The sequence below is a fragment of the Streptomyces sp. NPDC001220 genome, from assembly GCF_053597895.1.
In genome coordinates, this window is sequence record NZ_JBSFJE010000002.1 from 643569 (window position 1) to 658573 (window position 15005).

Annotated in this window: 13 protein-coding genes; 8 read left to right on the forward strand and 5 right to left on the reverse strand. The window is 71.1% G+C overall.

Annotated elements, in window-relative coordinates; translation table 11 throughout:
- Nucleotides 1-98 precede the first annotated feature (98 nt).
- Nucleotides 99-2447 (reverse strand): immune inhibitor A domain-containing protein, encoded by a 2349-nt coding sequence (locus ACWDGI_RS07485; protein ID WP_450756287.1) that lies wholly within the window; start codon nt 2445-2447, stop codon nt 99-101.
- A 424-nt stretch (nt 2448-2871) separates the two neighbouring features.
- Between ACWDGI_RS07485 and ACWDGI_RS07490 the strand changes: the two genes are divergently transcribed.
- Nucleotides 2872-3165, forward strand: a complete 294-nt coding sequence (locus ACWDGI_RS07490) for a hypothetical protein (RefSeq protein WP_450756289.1) — start codon at nt 2872-2874, stop codon at nt 3163-3165.
- 90 nt (nt 3166-3255) lie between these two features.
- Here ACWDGI_RS07490 and ACWDGI_RS07495 read toward each other — a convergent pair whose 3' ends face one another.
- Together ACWDGI_RS07495 and ACWDGI_RS07500 are read right to left on the reverse strand one after the other, a co-directional pair.
- Nucleotides 3256-3966, reverse strand: coding sequence for an RDD family protein (locus ACWDGI_RS07495; protein WP_450756291.1), 711 nt, complete (start codon nt 3964-3966; stop codon nt 3256-3258).
- Nucleotides 3967-4034: 68 nt separating this feature from the next.
- Nucleotides 4035-5579, reverse strand: a complete 1545-nt coding sequence (locus ACWDGI_RS07500; RefSeq protein ID WP_450756293.1) for an RDD family protein — start codon at nt 5577-5579, stop codon at nt 4035-4037.
- 238 nt (nt 5580-5817) lie between these two features.
- Here ACWDGI_RS07500 and ACWDGI_RS07505 point away from each other — a divergent pair, with 238 nt between their 5' ends.
- Entirely contained in the window at nt 5818-6231 is a 414-nt protein-coding gene (locus ACWDGI_RS07505) for an SsgA family sporulation/cell division regulator (protein ID WP_450756295.1), read from the forward strand.
- Between the two features lie 72 nt (nt 6232-6303).
- Here the strand turns inward: ACWDGI_RS07505 and ACWDGI_RS07510 are convergent, their stop codons facing one another.
- Nucleotides 6304-7710 carry an FAD-binding oxidoreductase gene (locus ACWDGI_RS07510; RefSeq protein WP_450756297.1) on the reverse strand — a complete coding sequence of 469 codons (1407 nt, stop codon included), beginning with the start codon at nt 7708-7710 and terminating at the stop codon, nt 6304-6306.
- Nucleotides 7711-7802: 92 nt separating this feature from the next.
- On the opposite strand from ACWDGI_RS07510, the gene ACWDGI_RS07515 reads away from it, so the two are divergent.
- Nucleotides 7803-9305: a tetratricopeptide repeat protein gene (locus ACWDGI_RS07515; protein ID WP_450756299.1), complete on the forward strand. Its 1503-nt coding sequence runs from the start codon at nt 7803-7805 to the stop codon at nt 9303-9305.
- Between the two features lie 150 nt (nt 9306-9455).
- On the opposite strand, the gene hppD is transcribed toward ACWDGI_RS07515, so the two are convergent.
- Nucleotides 9456-10604: a 4-hydroxyphenylpyruvate dioxygenase gene (gene hppD / locus ACWDGI_RS07520; protein WP_450756301.1), complete on the reverse strand. Its 1149-nt coding sequence runs from the start codon at nt 10602-10604 to the stop codon at nt 9456-9458.
- A gap of 121 nt (nt 10605-10725) precedes the next feature.
- Here hppD and ACWDGI_RS07525 point away from each other — a divergent pair, with 121 nt between their 5' ends.
- The 5 genes from ACWDGI_RS07525 to ACWDGI_RS07545 are packed head-to-tail and all read left to right on the forward strand — an operon-like array spanning nt 10726 to nt 14918.
- The gene (locus ACWDGI_RS07525) at nt 10726-11208 is read left to right on the forward strand and encodes an Lrp/AsnC family transcriptional regulator (protein WP_351748245.1); all 483 of its coding nucleotides are present in this window, start codon (nt 10726-10728) and stop codon (nt 11206-11208) included.
- A 27-nt stretch (nt 11209-11235) separates the two neighbouring features.
- Nucleotides 11236-11883 carry an ABC transporter permease gene (locus ACWDGI_RS07530; protein ID WP_450756303.1) on the forward strand — a complete coding sequence of 216 codons (648 nt, stop codon included), beginning with the start codon at nt 11236-11238 and terminating at the stop codon, nt 11881-11883.
- Nucleotides 11876-13108, forward strand: coding sequence for a betaine/proline/choline family ABC transporter ATP-binding protein (locus ACWDGI_RS07535; protein WP_450756305.1), 1233 nt, complete (start codon nt 11876-11878; stop codon nt 13106-13108). Before ACWDGI_RS07530 ends, ACWDGI_RS07535 begins: the two co-directional genes overlap by 8 nt.
- Nucleotides 13105-13959, forward strand: a complete 855-nt coding sequence (locus ACWDGI_RS07540; protein ID WP_450756307.1) for an ABC transporter permease — start codon at nt 13105-13107, stop codon at nt 13957-13959. The genes ACWDGI_RS07535 and ACWDGI_RS07540 overlap by 4 nt, the downstream gene beginning before the upstream one ends.
- On the forward strand, nt 13956-14918 hold the full coding sequence (locus tag ACWDGI_RS07545; RefSeq protein ID WP_450756309.1) for a glycine betaine ABC transporter substrate-binding protein: 963 nt from the start codon (nt 13956-13958) through the stop codon (nt 14916-14918). The genes ACWDGI_RS07540 and ACWDGI_RS07545 overlap by 4 nt, the downstream gene beginning before the upstream one ends.
- Nucleotides 14919-15005: the final 87 nt, after the last annotated feature.

Here is a 15005-nt window from a genome sequence, read left to right on the forward strand (position 1 = left end):
GGTGTCAATAAGAAAGCCACAGGACGCACCTAAACACGATCGGCGGCGACCCGCCAGGGGGTCACCGCCGATACGTCTCTGACCTGCGAAGATGCGAGCTACTTCACCGCAGGGCCCACCTGGAGGGAGATCGTCGAGCCGTCTCGGGCCTCCGTGACAATGTTGATCTTCGTATTGGTGTCAGTGATCTTGACACCGGCGGCCGGGTTCGAGGCGTCGTAGTAGGTGCTCTTGTGGTCGTTGAAGACCGACACCCCGGACGACTGCCTGATCTTGGTCGCCACGTCCGCGTTGTGGAGCGTGATCCCGTCGCTCGCGTAGAGGCTGAACGGCGAGTCGTACGCCTGGACGCGGTTGCGCATCAGCGTGCCGTTGGACCACTTCAGCGGCGCCGGGTGCGAGTCGATCGGGAGGATGAGACCCGTTCCCGGGTGGACGCTGGTGTTGTCGTCCGCCTCGGAGGTGTCCCACTTCCAGATCAACAGGCCGTTCTGGTACGGGTAGTGCTCCACCCAGTCCGGACGGGTCGTCGAGAAGCCGAAGTTGTACGGACCGGTCTTGAGGGTCTTGTCGTACGACACGTACTGGCGGTTCTCCGCGATGTAGTACTGCGCGTACTCCTTGGTGAAGGACGCGCCGATGCGGGAGAAGCCGGACGCGGTCCAAGCCGGGTCCGCCGACTCCGCGTTGTCGGAGAAGAGGGCCGAGCCGTCCGCGGTCACCGTGATCTCGTCGGCCGCGAAGCCCTTCAGGGCGACCCCGCCGTCGGTCTGGTAGCGGAAGCGCAGCTGGATCTTCTGGCCCGCGTAGGCGTCCAGCGGGTACGACAGCTTGGTGTACGCGTCGACCGAACCGGTGAGCGCCGGCTTGTCGCTGCCGTCGCGCGGGATGGCCTGGCCGCCCGCCGTGCCGTCCAGGGCGGTCCAGTTGGCGCCGCCGTCGGTGGACACCTCGGCGTAGAGGTAGTCGTAGCCCGACTCGATGTCGTACCAGCCGTCCAGGCTCAGCGCCGCCGACGACTTGCCCGTCAGGTCGACCTCACGGGTCAGGGTGTTCTTGAGGTTGTCACCGCTGCCGCTCCACCACTGGGTCGAGCCCTGGGCCGGGGCGACGACGGTGGTGGTGACCGCCTTGTCGGGCAGCGAGACCACCAGGGCCTGCTTGTTCTTGGTGTTGTACTCGGCCACGCCCAGCTTGTGCGAGGACTTCGCGCCGGCCTTGGCCACGTCGTAGTTGAGCCAGCCGAGCTGCAGCTTGTCCCAGGCGTTCATGTCGCCGGGCAGGTCGCCGATGGCCTCCTTGCCGGTGCCCAGCCAGGAGCCGGAGGACATCAGGGTCCAGAAGCCGGTGGAGTTCTCGCCGCCGTTGGTGTCGTACTCGTCGGGCAGGCCGAGGTCGTGGCCGTACTCGTGGGCGTAGACACCGAGTCCGCCGTTCTCCGGCTGCATGGTGTAGTCGCCGACCCAGATGCCGGTGTCGCCGACCTGGGTGCCGCCGAGCTTGTTGCCCGCGGGACCGGTGGCGCCGGCGTCGGTGCCGAAGGCGTACCAGCGGTGCGCCCAGATGGCGTCGGTGCCCTGGGCGCCGCCGCCCGCGGACTCGTCCTCGCCGGCGTGCACGATCTGGAAGTGGTCGACGTAACCGTCGGGCTCGTTGAAGTTGCCGTCGCCGTCGTAGTCGTAGCGGTCCCACTGGTCGTACTGGGCGAGGTCGGCCTTGATGGCGGCGTCGGACTCGCCGGCCGCCTTCTGGCCGGCGACCCAGGACGTCAGTCCGTCACGGACCAGGTTCCAGACGCTGGAGCAGGTGGTGGAGCCGCAGGCGTTGTTGCCGTACCGGGCCTCGTTGTAGGGGACCTTGACCCAGTCGGTGACCTCGCCGTCGACCGAGTAGCGGCCCGAGGACTGCTTCTCGTAGTACTTCTTCAGCGACTCGGTCTTCTTGCCGGTGCCGAAGTAGAGGTCCTGGAAGTGGGCCTGGTTGTAGTCCGCCTGCCAGGCCGTGGAGTTGTCCTTGGTGCGGTCCGGCGCGGCTATCTGGTTGTGCAGCGGGCCGACCGTGCCGCCGTAGCGGGGGTCGCTCTGGTCGCCGAACTCCACCAGGATGGTGAAGATCTTGTCGGTCTTCTCCCGGCCGAGCTCGACGTACTTGCTGTCGCCCTTCTTGCCCTTGAGCTGGACGACCTTCGAGCCGTCCCGGTCCTTGACCTGGGCCTTGCCGGATATGACCTGGTCGAGGGCCTCCTGCCGCTGGGCTTCCTGGGTCTTGCTCAGGGGGCCGTCGAGGTTGTGCTCGTCCTGCTTCGTCGACGGATCCTTCCGGTCGACGGTGGAGCTGGCCGGCTTCGTCGCGGCCTGGGCGACCGCGAAGGTGGTGAAGCCCGCGGATGCCGTCGCGAGTGTCACCCCGATGGCGAGCGCTCTCAACGTCCAGGATCTATTGGTCACTTGAGGTCCTCCCCCGCGCCCGCGCGCACGGAAGGGGGGTCCGGATTCATGGAGGGATCCGTGCGCGCACGATCAACGCGTCGATTCAAGTGACGTCATTTGACTACTGGTTTACGAGAAAAGACAGACCTTGACTTGGACAGTTCAACTGCACTATGCGGAGAGGAAGTTCGCTTTACGGACACTGTGCTAGGGGTCGACCCCTGACGGGCCTCGCTCAACCGGCGCGCATATGCCTCCGGATGCCGTATGCCATGCGACCGTGCGCCCCCTGTGCACCGGTACCGTGGGTTAGGTCACGCTTACCAGCCGTTCCGCTCGGGCATGCACGCGAATAGAGTCGAACGGTGGAACGTCCGGAAGCCGGTGGAAAGCAAGGCCGGCTCCCCGTCTCACCCCCACATCTTCCGAGGACACGATTGCCATGCCTCGTCCGACCCCGGCACAGCTCGTCTACGGTTCGTGCACCGTGATCTGCTCGACGCTCGCCATGCTGCTGCTGTCACAGACGAGTTCGGGCATCGGGATCGCGGTCATCGCGCTCGCGGCGCTCGGTCTGGGACTGCTGGTCGCCATGACGGTGCCACTCCCCCGGCCGCGCACGGTCGCACAGTCCGAGCCCGCCCCGATCGCGTCGCCCCAGGTGCGGATCCCCCTGCACCGGGAGACCGTGGCCGCCGCCACGGCCGAGTCCGTCCGGGAGCCCACCGCGCCCTGACGCACGCACACCCGAGAAGCAAGCGAAGTCGGCGGATCCGTGAGACTGACGGACCCGCCGACTGCTTGTGCGCCCCCTGCCCTCCCGGTGTCAGTTCCTCGTACTGACCACGACCGTCTTCGCGGCCTTGTCGTGCAGCCCCTGCTTGTACGGCTTGTCGAAGAAACTCCAGCCGCCGCAGATGACCGTCCACACGCAGGCGCAGCAGAAGGCGAACGGCAGCCACAGCACCAGGGCCCGCACCAGCGAGGTCTGGGCGGAGGGCGTGGCGCCGTCGGCCAGGTCGGCGACCCGCATGCCGAGCCACTTCTTGCCGAGGGTCTGCCCGGCCTTGACGGTCATCAGGGTGTCGTACCCGACGAACAGGACGGCGGCCACCAGCGACTGCGCGAAGGACTTGCCGACCTCCATCTTGTCGCCGTTCACCTGGTACTCGCGCACCCCGAAGGCCCAGGTGAGCAGCCAGACCACGATGAGCACCAGGACCATGTCGATGATCCGGGCGAGGGTGCGTCTGCCGCTGTCGGCGAGCGGCGGCATCCCGGCGAGCGGATCGGCGGGATAGCCACCGGCGCCGCCCGCGCCGTAGGGACCGCCGCCGCCACCGTTGTAGGGACCGCCGCCACCCGCTCCGTGGGGACCGCCGCCGTAGGAGGGCGGCGGGGGCTGCGCGCCGCCGTACGGGGTGTCGTACGGCGAGCCCGGCCCCTGGCCCGCGCCCGGCTCACCGGACGGCGGCTGCTTCTTGAACGGGTCGTCCTCCGGCGGCTGTCCGGAGCCCGGGGGCGGTTCGGTGCTCATGGCCCGAGTGGACCGCGAAGCCGCCCGGTCCGCATCCGGCGCGGGGCCGTACGGGGTACGACGCCCCGTCAGCCGGCGACGAAGGTGTGCGCCGCCTTGTCGTGCCAGCACTGGTGCCAGGGCCGGTCGAACAGGCACCAGGCGACGCCGACGATCCCGATGCCGAGCAGACCGGGCACCGTGTACACCAGCCAGCGGCGCAGCGCCGCGCCGAACGCCGGGGGCTCCTGGCCCTCGATGTCCCGTACCTCCAGGCCGAACAGCTTCTTGCCGAGCGTGCGGCCCCACTTGGCGGTGGGCAGCACCTCGTAGAGGACGCCGACGAGGAGCAGGACGGCGAGCACGATGCCGAGGTAGAGGCCGGTCGTGCCGTCGAGCAGCCAGACGGTCTCGGTACGGCCGGATAGCTTGGCCGCGTCGATCTTGTCCTGCACGTGGTCGGCCGCCCGGGTGCCGAACGGTACGGCGGCCGCGGCGGTCACCATGCCGACGACCAGGCTGTCGACGAGCCGCGCGGCGAACCGCTTGCCGAGTCCGGCGGGGCGGGCCGACGCCTGCCGCCGGGCGGCCGCCTGGAAGACGTCCTCCACCGGCGGCTTCCAGGGCGCGACCTGCTGGTCACCCGCGAGCTGATGCACCTGCTGCGCCCAGGAGGACTGCCCCCCGCCGGGCCCCGCGGCCATGGGGGCGGCAGCCTGCGGCCCGGCGGACTGCGCGGGCACCCCGGGAGCGACGGCCTGGGGCGCGGCGGGAGCCGGGCCCGCGGCGGCGCGTTCCGCGGCGGCCTTTCCGGCGCCGAAGCCGGGGCGGGCGCCACCGGGAGCGCCCACCGGGCCCTGCGCACCGAACCCGGGTGCACCGGCGGGGCCCTGAGCGCCGGGGCCACCGGACCCGGAGGCCCCGGCCGCGCCCGGACCACCGGACCCCGGCGCACCGAACCCGCCCGAAGCCGCGGCGGCGCCCTGTCCGCCGGCGCCGGCACCTCGGCCGCCTGAACCCGGACCGCCGAACCCGGCCGCGCCGGCACCCGCGCCCCGACCACCCGCGCCCGCCGCACCGGAATCCTGTCCGCCGGCCCCGCCGGAACCCGTGCCGGCGGTCGCCGCCCCCGTGTTCGGTGGGTTCTCGGCGCGGACCGCGCGGAAGGTCATCGTGCCGTCGTCCATGGGCTGCCGGTCGGCCGGCGGGGTGCCCGCCGGGCCCAGCGTCGGCCTGCGGAAGATGAACGTGCCGCCGGAGTCGACGTCCCCCTGGTCCGCCGGCGGGATCGTCGCCGAGCCGTCCGTGTGGGACGACCGGCCGTCCGGCCGGGGCGGCGAACCCGCCGCCGCCCGGGGGTCGGTGCCCCAGGCACTCCCCTCGGCCGCCCAGCCGGATCCACCCTGCTGCGGGTCCTCGTCGAAGAAGTGCGGGCCGGTCTCCTCCACCGCGGGGGTCGCGGGGCGGGAACCGGGCGGCGGGGCGAGCGGTTCGCCGCCGGAGGGAGCCGGGCGGCTGGTGCCCGGCACCCACGCGGCGCCGTTCCAGTAACGGACGTAGCCGGGGATGGACGGGTCCGGGTAGTAGCCCTCGCGGGGCCGTTCGTCACCGGGTGCCGGGGTAGGGGCGGTCATGTCCGTCATCCCGTATCTGCTCGGGGGTCGTGTGGGAGGCTCCACATCTATCAGACGCGCGTGCCCACCACCGCCAGTCCCGCAGGACCCGCCCCTTTCCGGGCATCCCTGTGCGCCCCCTTCGGCGCGGCGGAAAGAATTTCCCCGAACCCGCGTAATGCTCACGGCCCCACGCCCTCTCCCCTCGTACGGGCCCGGCCACAGGCGCCCGTACGACCGAGCGAGAGGAAACGAAGTCATGCAGCACACCGTGGTGGAGCGCGAACTCGAGCTGCGGCTCATCCTGTCCCCCGAGCGGAGCATCCCGGTCCCGGCCCGGCTCGGCTACCGCTCCGACGACCCGTACGCCGTCCATGTCAGCTTCCACGTCAACTCGGCGTCCCCGGTCCGCTGGACCTTCGCCCGCGACCTGCTGGTGGAGGGGGTGTTCCGGCCGTGCGGGCACGGGGACGTGCGGGTGTGGCCGACGAAGGTGGAGGGCCGCTGCGTCGTGCTGATGGCGCTGAGTTCACCCGACGGAGACGCCCTCCTGGAGGCGCCGACCGCCCAGGTGTCCGCCTGGCTGGAGCGGACGCTGCGGGTGGTGGCCCCGGGGACCGAGGGCGGGCGGCTGGGGATCGACGACGCGCTCGACCAGCTGCTCGCCCGGTGAGGTCCCCGACGGACAGGGCGTATGGAGCGTATGGACCATGTGGCCCGTGTGGCCCGTGTGGCCCGTGTGGGGTCAGAACAGCTTGCCGGGGTTGAGGATGCCCAGCGGGTCGAAGGCGTCCTTCACGGCCCGCTGGAGCTCCACGCCCACCGGCCCGATCTCCCGGGCCAGCCACTCCTTCTTCAGGACGCCGACGCCGTGTTCGCCGGTGATGGTGCCGCCGAGCTCCAGTCCGAGGGCCATGATCTCGTCGAAGGACTCGCGGGCGCGGCGGCACTCGTCGGGGTCCTGCGCGTCGAAGCAGACCGTGGGATGCGTGTTGCCGTCGCCCGCGTGGGCGACCACACCGATGGTCAGCCCGTGCTTCTCCGCGATGCGCTCGACCCCTTCGATCAGGTCGCCGAGCCGGGAGCGGGGCACGCACACGTCGTCGATCATCGTGGTGCCCTTGACGGCCTCCAGGGCGACCAGCGAGGACCGGCGGGCCTGGAGGAGGAGTTCGGACTCGGCGGCGTCCTCGGCCGGTACCACCTGGGTGGCGCCCGCCTCCTCGCACAGCGCGCCGAGCGCGGCGAGGTCGGCGGCCGGGTCCGGGGTGTCGAAGGCGGCCAGGAGCAGCGCCTCGGTCGACTCCGGCAGGCCCATGCGGGTGAGTGCGTTGACGGCCTTCACGGTCGTACGGTCCATCAGTTCGAGGAGGGACGGTACGTGCCCGCCCGCCATGATCCGGCACACCGCGTCGCAGGCGGCGGCCGCGGAGCCGAACTCGGCGGCCAGCACCAGCTGCTGCGGCGGCTTGGGCTTCAGGGCCAGGACGGCCCGTACGACGACACCGAGCGAGCCCTCGGAACCCACGAACAGCCGGGTCAGGTCGTACCCGGCGACGCCCTTCGCGGTACGCCGGCCGGTGGACAGCAGCCGCCCGTCGGCGAGGACGACGTCCAGGCCGAGCACGTACTCGGCGGTCACCCCGTACTTCACACAGCACAGGCCGCCCGAAGCCGTGCCGATGTTGCCGCCGATCGTGCACATCTCCCAGCTGGAGGGGTCCGGCGGGTAGGAGAGGCCGTGTTCCTCGACCGCGCGGGAGAGGGTGGCGTTGACCACCCCCGGTTCGACGACGGCGATGCGGTCGACCGGCGAGATCTCCAGGATGCGGTCCATCTTGGTCAGGGACAGCACGATGCAGCCGTCGGTGGCGTTGGCGCCGCCGGACAGGCCGGTGCGGGCGCCCTGCGGGACGACCGGGACGCGCAGCTCGGTGGCGACGCGCAGGACGTGCTGGACCTGCTCGACCGTGCGCGGCAGTACGACGACGGCCGGGGCGCCGGCCGGGCAGAAGCTCGCCATGTCGTTGGCGTAGGAGGTGGTCACCTCGGGGTCCACGAGAACCGCGTCGGCCGGCAGGCCCGCCAGGAGCCGGTCGGTGAGGTTGCCGGTGGTCTCGTCCCGAGGCGCTTCGATACGGCTCATGATCACAGCGTCGCACCCGGGGCCATCGGTGTGAACCCCACAGGTGCCCTCCTTGGGCCGCCCGGGCGCGGTCGTCGTATTGACGCACAGTATGCGGCATGTGCGCGCTCGATAACCGACCGTCAGGGCCCACCACCTCGCTGCTCACCGAGTCGGGGCCGCCGCGCCGCCGTCGCCGGGTACTGCGGCGGCTTCTGGTCGTCGCGCTGGCGGGCGGGGCGGCGGCCGGCGCGGCGCTGACGCTGTGGCCGCACCGGCCGGAGCCGCGCCACGCCGCCGCGCCGCCCCCGGCTGCCGGGCCCCGGGCCCAGGCGAGGGCGCAGGCCGCGGCCCGGGCGGCGGCGCAGACGGCCGTCCTCAACGGCCTGCCCGCCGCGCTGCCCGACCTCACCGCGCTCATCGGCGCGCGCGAGAGCCGGGTGCGGACGCAGCCGAAGGACGCGCGGGCCTGGGCGGTGCTCGGGGCCGCGTACGTGGAGCGGGCGCGCCGGACCGCCGGCACCGCCGACTATCCGCGGGCCGAACGGGCGCTGCAGACCTCCCTCCAGGTGGCCGGCAAGGGCAACACCGACGCGCTGGCCGGTCTCGCCGCGCTGGCCAACGCGCGCCGGGACTTCGCGACGGCCAAGCGGTTCGGCGAGGAGGCGCTGAAGGCGGCGCCGAAGCGGTGGTCGACGTATCCGGCGCTGATCGACGCCTACGACGGGCTCGGCGACTACAAGGCGGCCCGGTCCGCGCTCGACAAGCTGATGGCGCTGAAGGTCGGGGCGGCCGTGAAGCCGGCCGTGATGGCACGGGCTTCGGCCGTGTACCGGGACCGGGGCTGGCGGGAGGACGCGGTGGCACAGGTGACGGACGCGGCGGCGGCCGCCGGGACGCCGGCCGAGCAGGCCGCGTACCTGACCCAGGCCGGGCAACTGGCCTGGGAGCGGGGAGACCGGGACGAAGCGCTACGGCACTTCACGGCGGCGGTGCGCCTGGACCCCGACCAGTCGGCGGCCCGGGCCGGGCAGGGGCGGGCGCTGGCCGCGCTGGGCCGCACGCAGGAGGCGCTGGCCGCGTACCAGCGGGCGCTCACGCACCGGCCGGATCCACGCGTCACCCTGGAGCTGGCCGAGTTGTACGAGTCGCTGGGGATGGGGCACCAGGCGGAGACGCAGTACGCGCTGTTGCAGACGCAGGTGCGGCGGGAACTGGACGCCGGGGTCGACGACGAGTTGCTGATCGGGCAGTACGAGGCGGACCACGGGGATGCCGAGGAGGGGGTGCAGCGGCTGACGGCCGAGTGGGACCAGCAGCCCGGCATCGAGGTCGCGGACGCGCTCGGGTGGGCGCTGCACCGGGCCGGCGACGACAAGGAGGCGCTGGGCTACGCCTCGATCGCCACGGACTCGACGAAGGGCGGCGGGGTCCGCAGCGCGTCGTACGCCTTCCACCGGGGCATGATCGAACACGACCTGGACCTGGACGCGTCCGCCCGCCGCCATCTCCAGGACGCCCTGCGCATCAACCCGTACTTCTCCCCCCTGCAGGCCCCGGTGGCCCGGGCCACCCTGGCCACCCTGGGCGACCAGCCCCCGAACGAAGAGGCCCCGCAGTGACCCACCGGCGGCCGGACACCGCCGGGATCCGCCGTCGCGGCTGACCGCCGCCGCGGCGGCGAGAAGAGACCGGCACCAAATCCGCTCCGCCGCAACGGCGCCGGCCACGACGGTGGTCCCCGGCGGTGCCGAGCCCGGCCAGCCCCCGGTTCACAGGTTGCCGCGGCGCTCCTGCTCGCGCTCGATCGCTTCGAAGAGGGCCTTGAAGTTGCCCTTGCCGAAGCCCATGGAGCCGTGGCGCTCGATGATCTCGAAGAAGATCGTCGGGCGGTCCTGGACCGGCTTGGTGAAGATCTGCAGCAGGTAGCCGTCCTCGTCCCGGTCGGCGAGGATCTTCAGCTCGCGCAGGGTGTCGACCGGCACCCGGGTGTCGCCGACCCACTCGCCGAGGGTGTCGTAGTAGGAGTCGGGGGTGTCGAGGAACTCGACGCCGGCCGCGCTCATGGTCCGTACGGTCTCGACGATGTCGTTGGTGTTGAGCGCGATGTGCTGGACGCCCGCCCCGCCGTAGAACTCCAGGTACTCGTCGATCTGGGACTTCTTCTTGGCGATGGCGGGCTCGTTGATCGGGAACTTGACCTTGAGCGTGCCGTCCGCGACGACCTTGGACATCAGCGCGCTGTACTCGGTGGCGATGTCGTCGCCCACGAACTCCTTCATGTTCGTGAAGCCCATGACCCTGTTGTAGAAGCCGACCCACTCGTTCATCCGGCCGAGTTCGACGTTGCCGACGCAGTGGTCGACGGCCTGGAAGGTACGGCGGGCGGGCGGCTCGACGATCGGGGACGCGGCGACGAACCCCGGCAGGTACGGGCCGTCGTACCCGGTCCGCTCGACCAGGGTGTGGCGGGTCTCGCCGTACGTGGCGATCGCGGCGAGCACCACCGTCCCGTGCTCGTCCTTCAGCTCGTAGGGCTCGGCCAGCGACCGGGCGCCGTGCTCGACGGCGTACGCGTACGCGGCCCGCGCGTCCGGGACCTCGATGGCCAGGTCGACGACCCCGTCACCGTGCTCGGCGACGTGCCGGGACAGGAACGTGCCCCACTCGGTCTCCGGCCTGACGACGGAGGTGAGGACGAACCGCGCCGAGCCGTTCTCCAGGACGTAGCTCGCGGTCTCCCGGCTGCCGTGCTCCGGTCCGGAGTACGCGACCAGCCGCATGCCGAACGCGCTGGAGTAGTAGTGCGCCGCCTGCTTGGCGTTGCCGACGGCGAAGACGACCGCGTCCATTCCCTTGACCGGGAAGGGATCGTCCTGCCGGGTGGTCGCGTCGGGAGCGTGCTGTGTGGTCTGCGTCATGGTCGAAGGGTGACCCCGGCCCACAAGGTGCGCAATAGTTCCCGTATTCACTGGACAATATGTTCAGCGGTACGGCCGCAGTGGCGGACTTTCTGTGCAGGATGACCACCCGGAGGCGGGCATGGCGATCGATCATCTGGACGGGCGGATCCTGGTGCTGCTGGCCCGGGAGCCGCGGATCGGCGTGCTGGAGATGTCCCGTCGGCTCGGGGTGGCGCGCGGGACCGTGCAGGCCCGGCTCGACCGGCTTCAGTCGAATGGAGTGATCCAGGGATTCGGCCCGCAGGTGGATCCGGCGGCCCTCGGCTACCCCGTCACCGCGTTCGCCACGCTGCAGATCCGGCAGGGCCAAGGCCCGGACGTGCGGGCGCACTTGGCGACCGTGCCGGAGGTGCTGGAGCTGCTCACCACCACCGGCACCGGCGACATGCTGTGCCGGCTGGTGGCCCGCTCCAACGCCGATCTCCAGCGGGTGATCGACCGGGTCGTCGGTTTTGATGGCATCGTCCGGGCCTCCACGGCGATCGTCATGGAGAACCCCGTTCCGCTGCGGATCATCCCGCTGGTGGAACAGGCCGCGGCGGACAGCGAAGGGACGACCTGACCGGTTCGGAGTTCGGGGTGAGCGCACGTGAGCTTCTGGGAGTACCTGGGCAACCGGCACCAGACCCTGCTCACGGACGCCTACCAGCACGCCAGCGCGGTCTTCCAGTGCATGGTCGCGGCGACCCTCATCGGCGTGCTGATCGGTCTCGTCACCTACCGCAGCGAGTGGGCGGGCAACCTCGCCACCACCGCGACCGCCACCATCCTCACCGTCCCCTCCCTCGCCATGATCGGTCTGCTGATCCCGGTCGTGGGCCTCGGCGTCCCGCCGACGGTGATCTCCCTGACGCTGTACGGACTGCTGCCGATCGTGCGGAACTCGATCGTGGGCCTGCGCGGGGTCGACCCGATGCTGGTGGACGCGGCCCGGGGCATCGGCATGTCCCGGCTGACACGGCTGATGCGGGTGGAGCTGCCGCTGGCCTGGCCGCCGATCCTGACCGGCATCCGGGTCTCCACACAGATGCTGATGGGCATCGCCGCGATCGCCGCGTACGCCTCCGGTCCCGGCCTCGGCAACGAGATCTTCCGCGGACTGGCCTCCCTGGGCAGCAAGAACGCGCTCAACCAGGTGCTCGCGGGCACCGTCGGGATCATCATCCTCGCGCTGCTGTTCGACGCGGCGTACGTCCTGATCGGACGGCTGACCATTCCCAGGGGGATCCGTGGCTGAATCCCATGGCGCCTCGATCGAGCTGGAGAACCTGACCAAGCGCTACCCGGGCGGCCCACAGCCGGCCGTGGACAACGTGAACATGGAGATCAAGGCCGGCGAGACGGTGGTCTTCGTCGGCCCGTCCGGCTGCGGCAAGTCGACCACCCTGAAGATGATCAACCGGCTGATCGAGCCGACCGGCGGACGGATCCGGATCGGCGGCGAGGACGTCACCGACATCGACGCGGTCAAGCTGCGCCGCAAGGTCGGCTACGCCATCCAGTCCGCCGGGCTGTTCCCGCACATGACGGTCGCCCAGAACATCGCCCTGGTCCCGAAGATGCTCCGCTGGCCGAAGGCCCGGATCCGGGCCCGTGTCGAGGAACTGCTCGACCTGGTCGGCCTGGACCCCGGCGAGTTCCACGCCCGCTATCCGCGCCAGCTCTCCGGCGGCCAGCAGCAGCGGGTGGGCGTGGCCCGGGCGCTGGCCGCCGATCCGCCGGTGCTGCTGATGGACGAGCCGTTCGGCGCCGTGGACCCGATCACCCGTGACCATCTCCAGGACGAGCTGATCCGCCTCCAGCGCGAACTGCACAAGACGATCGTCTTCGTCACCCACGACTTCGACGAGGCGATCAAGCTCGGCGACCGGATCGCCGTACTCCGCGAACGCTCGCACATCGCCCAGTTCGACACCCCGGAGGCGATCCTCACCAACCCGGCGGACGACTTCGTCTCCGGTTTCGTCGGCGCGGGCGCGGCCCTGAAGCGGCTGAACCTCACCCGGGTCCGGGACGTCGAGATGGGGGACTATCCGACGGTCACCCTGGACACCCCGCTCCAGGAGATCTTCAACAAGCTGCGCGGCAGCGGTACGAACGAGATCCTGCTGCTCGACAAGCGCGGCCGCCCCTACAAGTGGCTCCGGCGCGGCGACCTGATGCGGGCCAGGGGCTCGCTGGCCCGCGCCGGCACGCTGGTGCACGACACGGTGACCCGGGACGCGACCCTGCGCGACGCGCTGGAGGCGGTGCTGACCGACAACGCGGGCCGGGTCGCGGTGACCGGGCGGCGCGGCCAGTTCATCGGGGTGGTCGACATGGAGACCCTGATGAACTCGGTGCACGAGCTCCTGGAGGCCGACCGCCTCGAGGCGATGGAGCACCAGCACGAACTCGAGGAGGCCCGGGCCGCCCAGACCCATGCCGAACAGGAGGGCGAGGGAGGGGAGCAGAAGGCGTGAGTACGTCCCCCGACGCCCGCCCCGAGGGCGAGCACGAGGTCAAGGGCCTCGCCTTCCGTGACGAGGGCGAGGCCGAACAGGAGGCCCCGCCGCCGCGGCAGGGGCCGCCGGCCCGCCGCATCACCTGGCGGAAGCTGACGTTCCTGCCGGCGTTCCTGGTGGCGCTGCTGCTGGCCACCTGGCTGTGGTTCCAGCAGGCCCACCTGGACACGATCTCCGCGAACGCCCTCTCCCACGGCCAGGTCTCCAAGTGTCTGTGGCAGCAGGTGAAACTGACCGTGATCTCCACGTTCTTCGTGCTGATCATCGCGATCCCGCTGGGCATCCTGCTGACCCGCAAGGCCTTCCGGAAGGCCACCCCGGTGGCGATGGCCTTCGCCAACATGGGCCAGGCGACCCCGGCGATCGGCCTGCTGGCCCTGCTGGTCATCTGGCTGGGCGTCGGCGAGAGGCCGGCCCTGATCGGCATCATCATCTACGCGATCCTGCCGGTCCTCTCCAACACCATCGCGGGCCTGAAGGCGAACGACCCCACCCTCCTGGAGGCGGCGCGCGGCATCGGCATGTCCCCGCTGGGCGTGCTGCGGAAGGTGGAGGTGCCGCTGGCCGTCCCGCTGATCCTCGCGGGCGTCCGTACGGCCCTGGTCCTCAACGTCGGTACGGCGACGCTGGCCACCTTCGGCGGAGGCGGCGGCCTGGGCGTCCTGATCACCACCGGCATCACGAACCAGCGCATGCCGGTCCTGGTCCTCGGCTCGGTGCTCACGGTGGCCCTGGCCCTGCTGGTGGACTGGCTGGCCTCGCTGGCGGAGATCCTGCTCCGGCCGCGGGGCCTGGAGGTGGGCCGGTGAGAAGGCGCTGCCTATCGCTGGCGCTGCTGCTGGCCCTGCTGCCGGCCGCCGGCTGCGGCCTGACGAGCGGCTCCCCCATGGTCGACGACGTGACACCGGGCTCGATCGGAGCCGGTGAGCCCCTCAAGGGCGCCCATCTCACGGTCACCTCCAAGGAGTTCACGGAACAGCTGATCCTCGGCGCGATCATGGGCATCGCCTTCGAGGCGGCGGGCGCGGAGGTCCTCGACCGCACCGGCATCCAGGGCTCGGTCGGCGCCCGCGAGGCGGTCAGGTCCGGGGAGGCCGACGGGATGTACGAGTACACCGGCACGGCGTGGATCACCTACCTGGGCAACAGCCACCCCATCCCCGACCCGCAGCGGCAGTGGCAGGCGGTCCACGACGCCGACCTGCGCAACGGCCTGACCTGGCTCGCGCCCTCCCGGCTCAACAACACCTACGCACTGGCCATGAACCAGGCCAACTTCAGGAAGTACGGCACGAAGACCCTGTCGGACGTGGCCGCGCTGGCGAAGTCGGACCCGGGCGCGGTGACCCTGTGCGTGGAGGGCGAGTTCGCCAACCGTGCCGACGGCCTGCCCGGCATGGAGAAGGCGTACGGCATGAGCGTGCCGGCCAGGAACATCACGCAGATGGACACCGGGATCATCTACACCCAGGTGCAGAAGGGCAGTTGCACCTACGGCGAGGTCTTCACGACCGACGGCCGCATCAGGTCCATGAACCTGGTGGTGATGCAGGACGACAGGAAGTTCTTCCCCAACTACAACGCGGCGCCCGTGATCAACACCAAGGCCCTGAAGAAGTGGCCGGCGATCGCGACGGTCCTGGACCCGGTGACGGCGAAGCTGGACAACACGGTGGCCCAGACGCTGAACGCGAAGGTGGACGTGGCCGGCGAGGACCCGCACCAGGTGGCACTGGACTGGATGAAGGCAGAGGGGTTCGTCAAGTAGCGGGACCGGACCGGGAGTTGTCGGCCTGTGCATCGCGACTCCGGCGCCTGCAACTCCCTGAAGGGGCCCGGAGCTTCTCAGCACGCG